Genomic DNA, 5361 nt, shown 5'->3' on the forward strand with positions numbered 1-5361 from the left:
GCCGACGAGTACGACCGCGAGGTCGGCACCGTGGTGACGATGGGCCACCCGGCGCGGGCGGTCGTCGACATGAGCGACGAGTTCGACGCGGTCGTCGTCGGCAGCCACGGCGGGAGCCTCGCCGACCGGCTGCTCGTCGGCAACGTCGCCTCGAAGATCGTCCGCGGCTCGGCGGTCCCGGTGACGGTCGTGCGGTGAGCGGGCCGCCGCGACCTCGCCGCGAGGGCGCTCCGCGGGGGTCGCCGGACCGGAATCTCGACGCCACTCGCCGACGCGCACCACGACGACGAGCCGCCGTGACCTCCGCTCTCCGCTCGTTTCGATCACCTTATATTCGTATTACACATCCATCGACGTTCGTATTGAATATACGAAGTTTTGAAGTAGGATGTCCAATAATAACAGAGTAAGATGTCGGGAGCTAACTCGTACACCGTCATTTCCGCACAGAACGATCACGATTGTACCACGGTACGTGCCCATCCGCGCAACGAGACGTACCACATCGTCGACTACGCCGACGAGGAGGCCCGCGAACGCGTCGCCGACCTGCCGGTTGGTTCGGTCGTGGACCTAGAGCTGTCTCGCGCGGGGCGTCGCAGCAACGTCTGGTGTGCCGAGTCGGTCCGGCGGCCGCGGACCGACGGCGGGACGTCCCAGTAGTCAGCGCGTTCGGTCCTCCGCGTCGCGGTCTGTGCGGTCTGCGGTCCCGACCTCGGCGTGCGTCTGCCCCTCGTCGGTGTCGTCGACGCCGCTTCCCTCTTCTTCCTCCGGCGGCTCGCGCCCGAGCATCGCGAGGAGTGACGCCCACGCCTGTCCGCGGTCGGCCCCCTTCGATATCTGGAGTCCCCTGAACGACGCCGCGGGGTGGGTGGTCTCGCGGCCGAGGTGGTCCATGTGGGCCGCGACCCACGTGAACGCGCCGGATAAAAGCGTCAGCGCAGCGAACGAGATCCACGACTCGACCGGCGAGAGTCCGACCGTCCCGACGACCACGCCGGCGACGACGTAGACGAACGCGACGAAGACGAGAAGCACCGTCACCGTCGCGAGCAGTTCGTTGACGGCCGTGACCCGCGCGTTGTAGTCGATCCACTCGGCGTAGCTGCGGAGCAGGCGCTCGTCGAATCCGGGCGACGGACCCGCTTCCCCGTCCGCGTCGGGAGCGGGCCCGCGGTCGGACGCGAGCTCACCGTCGGATGCGGACTCACCGTCGGATGTGGTCTCCTCGGCCCCCACCTCGCTCCGCGCCCGCCGCCGCTCGGCCGCGATCACGGCGTCGACGTCGGCGATGCTCAGTCCGCCGCGGAGGTCGGACGCGGTGTAGGTGACCGCCGCCAGCCCGGTCGAGACGAGGAGGATCCCCCCGCCGGTCAGCGTGAAGGGGTTGAGGAATCCGCCGAGGTCGATCTCCGTCTGTACCACGATCGACCCGCCGGTGACGACGATCCCGATGAGCACCAGGTTGGCCTTGAGGATCTCGATGGCCTTGGTGTCGATCTCGCGGAGCCGCTCGACCTGGTAGGTGAACGTCGTCCGCAGCTCCTCGCGGGTCGTCGCCGCGACCGCGGGGTCGATTCCCCCTTCGTCGTCGGGACCGAGGGAGTCCTCCGGGTCGCGTTCGTCGGCCGCACCCCCTCGATCGGTCATACGGGAGGTGTTCCCGAAGCACCGCCGTAAGGCTATCGCCGAACGCAAGACCGGAGCGTTCCCTGCGAGGTGTCAGAGCCGTTATCCGTCTCTGTCGCGAGCGGGTCGTATGAGCGACAAGCGTCCCGAGCCGGAACCGTTCCGGTACGACAGCGAGGTGGATCCGGGCGAGAAGCGACACGTCAGGTACGAGGTCGGCGAGACGTACCTCGGCGACCCGATCGAGATGCCGGTGACGGTGATAAACGGCGAGCGCGGCGGACCGACGCTGTTCTGTTCCGCCGGGATCCACGGCGACGAACTCAACGGCGTGAAGGTCGTCCAGGAGGTCGCGGCGCGGTACTCGCCCGCGGACATCCACGGCACGATCGTCTGTCTGCACGTCTGTAACGTGCCGGCCTACGAGGCACAGCGGCGCGACACGCCCATCTACGACCAGGACATGAACCGGTCGTTTCCGGGCCAGGAGCGCTCGAACACCACCGAGCGGATGGCGAACCGCATCTATCGGCGGTTCGTCTCGCAGTGCGACCTCGGGCTCGACTTCCACACGTCGACGCGGAACCGAACGACCATCTACCACGCCCGCGCCGACCTCGACGACCCGGATGTCCGACGGCTCGCCCGGGCGTTCGCGACGAACGTCGTGCTGTACGGCACCGGCGACGCGGGGTCGCTCCGGTCGACGGCGACGGCGGACGGGATCCCGACCGTGACCGTCGAGATGGGACGGGCCCACCGGTTCCAGCCCGTCCTGGTCGAGAAGGCGCTGGAGGGCGTCGAGAGCGTCCTCGCCGAGTACGAGCTCCGCCCCGGCGAGCCGGTCCACTGGCCCGGCTGGTACCAGACCACCGCCGCCGACAGCACGAAGCGCTGGCTGCGCGCGGACACCGGCGGGCTCGTCGAGATGGAGTGGGGGCCGTACCCGCTCGTCTACGAGGGCGAGACGATCTGCACGATCACGAACCACTTCAAGACCGAAGAGCACACGGTCGCGGCGCCGTTCGACGGGCTGATCCTCGGCTCGCTGGAGAACCCCGTCGCCGCGCCCGGTCACCCGCTCTGTCACATCGTCCAACTCGACCGCGAGACCCGCCGGGAGATCGAACGCGAGATCCGGACCGGCGAGTTCGACGGCTACCGGGCGCACGGAGACGCGTGGGCCGACGACTGAGAAGAGGCCCAGGGGACCGACGAGGCGTTTCTCGTTCTCGCCGCCGATAACCGCGGAAGTGGGTTTAACCCGGGTGCCCGCGCACGGAGACCCATGATCGAAGTGGCGGGGTTACGGAAGACGTACGGCGACTTCGCCGCCGTCGTCGACAGCACCTTCTCCGTCGCGGAGGGCGAGGTGTTCGGGCTCGTCGGTCCGAACGGCGCCGGGAAGACGACGACGCTGAAGGTGCTCGCCGGGCTCGTGGCGCCGACCGCGGGCGCGGTCGAGGTGGCCGGGTTCCCCGCCGACGAGCCGGAGATGCGCCGGCGCCTCGGGTATCTCCCCGAGGAGTCGCCGCTGTACGAGGAGATGACGCCGCTGTCGTACCTGCGCTTCTTCGCGGACCTGTACGACGTTCCGCGCGACGTCGCGGACGAGCGCATCGGGGAGGCGCTCGACCGGCTCGAGCTCGACCACCGCGAGCGCCGGCTGGGCGACACCTCGAAGGGGATGAAACGGAAGGTCGCGATCGCCCGGTCGCTCGTCAACGACCCCGACGTGCTCGTGTACGACGAGCCCGCATCCGGGCTCGACCCCGTGACGACGAACTCGGTGCTGGCGTTCACCCGAGAGCTGCGTTCGACGGGGAAGACGGTCGTCTTCTCGGCGCACAACCTCCACCACGTCGAGTCGGTCTGCGACCGCGTCGCGGTGATGAACGAGGGCCGGATCGTCGCCCGCGGGAGCGTCGACGGGATCCGCGAGCGTCACGGGGAGACGACCTATCACGTGTTCACCGACGTCAGCCCTCCGCGATCCGGCCCGCTCGCCGACCTCGCCGCGGCGCCCGAGCCGGTCGGAGACCGCTTCCGGACGGTCGTTCCGAGCATGGACGCGGTCGAGGCCGTCCGCACGGCGGCCGCCGCGGCCGGCGGCGAGGTCGTCGACATCCGCACGCGCGAGCCGAGCCTGGAGGACGTGTTCCTCGACATCGTCGGCCGCCCGATGCCGGGGCGGTACACCGGTGACGCCGCTAGCGTCGACGGGGACGGGACGGAGGCAGCACCGTCGGACGGCGGCGAGGCGGGGACGACGCCGTCGGACGGCGACGACGCCGGCGACGACGGCGAGGCGGACCCGCGATCGACGACGACCGCGACGAACCCGGAGGACGCGACGTGATCGACCGGCTCCGGCGGGTCCTGCGTGTCGCCAGGTGGGAGGTCGCCCGGGCAGGTGGCGGCGTCGACCGCCGGACCCTCGCCGCGGCGCTCGCGCTCCTGCTCGTCGGTGGCGGCGTACTGGGCGCCGGGCTCGCGGCCGGCGCCGTCGGGTTCGACGTCGACCGCGGCGTCTACCGGGTCGCGTCGCCGCCGATTCGCCGTACGTGGACGCGATCGCCGGGGATCCGTCGCTCGCGACCGTACCGCTCGATCGGGCGGTTCTCGGATCGACGGCGGACCTCGTCGTCCGCGACGACGCCGGCGACCGGGCCGGATCGGAACCGGCTACCGGCGTCGCCGTCCGCGCCAGCGACACGCGGAAGGGGGCGGCCGCGGCGGCCGCGTTCCGCGAGGCGGTCGAGGCCCACAACGAGCGCCTGATGGCGAACGAACCGAACCGGACCGCCGCCTTCCCGGTCACCGTCACGCTTCGGTACGTCGATCGGACCAGCGGGACCCGGGCCGAGACGACGCTCGGCGGGGCCGACGGGGAGGAAACGTCCGAGCGAGGAACGGGAGACGGTGACGAGGGGAGCGCTGCCACCGCCGGAGGCGACGACGCGCGCGGGAGATCCGAGACGTCCGGCGACTCTGCCGATTCTGCTGATTCTCCCGATTCTACTGATTCTGCCGACGGAAATGCCGGAAACCCCGGAGACTCCGGAGACGCCAGAGATACCGGAGATACCGGAGATGTGAGAGAGACGAGAGACGACGAAGACGGCGGCTTCGCCGTTCCCGCGATCGGCGGCGGGGTATTCGGCGCCGACACGGCGGGTTCGCCGGGGTCGATCGCGCCGCCGTTCCCGTTCGTCTCCCTGCTGCTCGCGTTCGTCTTCCTCGTGCCGATGAACTTCCTCGTCCAGGCGTACGGCTCCTCGGTGCTCGACGAGCGGACGAACCGGCGCGGCGAGCCGCTGCTCGTCACCCCGCTCTCGCCGGTCGACATCGTCGCCGGAAAGACCCTCCCGTACGCCGGGCTCGCGGTCCTCGTCACCGTCGCTATCGCCGCCGCGGTCGGCGGGGGGCCGCTCTCCGTGATCGCCGTGCTCCCGATCGTGGCGACGTTCCTCGCGGCGACGTTCGTCGGCGCGATGTTCGCGCGGTCGTTCAAAGAGCTCACCTTCGTCACGGTCGGCGTGAGCGTCCTGCTCACGACGTACGCGTTCGTCCCCGCGGTCTTCACGAACGTCACGCCCGTGGCGCTGGTGTCGCCGCTCACGCTCGTCGTCTTCGACCTGCAGGGGGAGGCCGTCTCCGCCGGCGAGGTGCTGTTCGCGACGACGCCGATGGCCGTCGGCGCCGCGCTCCTGTTCGGGCTCGGGCTCGGCG

At 70.3% G+C, this 5361-nt stretch carries 5 protein-coding genes and 1 pseudogene; 5 read left to right on the top strand and 1 reads right to left on the bottom strand.

From position 1 onward, the window contains the following. Together GJ633_RS13420 and GJ633_RS13425 are read left to right on the top strand one after the other, a co-directional pair. Positions 1-198 (top strand): universal stress protein (locus tag GJ633_RS13420; RefSeq protein WP_197431343.1); only part of this gene is annotated, 198 nt, incomplete at its 5' end. Between the two features lie 213 nt (positions 199-411). After that, entirely contained in the window at positions 412-663 is a 252-nt protein-coding gene (locus GJ633_RS13425; protein ID WP_156589223.1) for a hypothetical protein, read from the top strand. On the opposite strand, the gene GJ633_RS13430 is transcribed toward GJ633_RS13425, so the two are convergent. After that, positions 664-1650 (bottom strand): hypothetical protein, encoded by a 987-nt coding sequence (locus GJ633_RS13430; protein ID WP_156589224.1) that lies wholly within the window; start codon positions 1648-1650, stop codon positions 664-666. Positions 1651-1759: 109 nt separating this feature from the next. Here GJ633_RS13430 and GJ633_RS13435 point away from each other — a divergent pair, with 109 nt between their 5' ends. From GJ633_RS13435 to GJ633_RS17270, 3 genes and pseudogenes are all read left to right on the top strand, one after another. Beyond that, the gene (locus tag GJ633_RS13435) at positions 1760-2824 is read left to right on the top strand and encodes a succinylglutamate desuccinylase/aspartoacylase family protein (RefSeq protein WP_156589225.1); all 1065 of its coding nucleotides are present in this window, start codon (positions 1760-1762) and stop codon (positions 2822-2824) included. Between the two features lie 93 nt (positions 2825-2917). After that, the gene (locus GJ633_RS13440) at positions 2918-3988 is read left to right on the top strand and encodes an ABC transporter ATP-binding protein (RefSeq protein ID WP_156589226.1); all 1071 of its coding nucleotides are present in this window, start codon (positions 2918-2920) and stop codon (positions 3986-3988) included. Beyond that, positions 3985-5361 (top strand): annotated as a pseudogene (locus tag GJ633_RS17270) (PrsW family intramembrane metalloprotease); the annotation flags it as partial. The gene GJ633_RS13440 and the pseudogene GJ633_RS17270, both read left to right, overlap by 4 nt.

It is taken from the genome of Halorubrum sp. CBA1125 (assembly GCF_009742825.1).
GTDB lineage: Archaea > Halobacteriota > Halobacteria > Halobacteriales > Haloferacaceae > Halorubrum.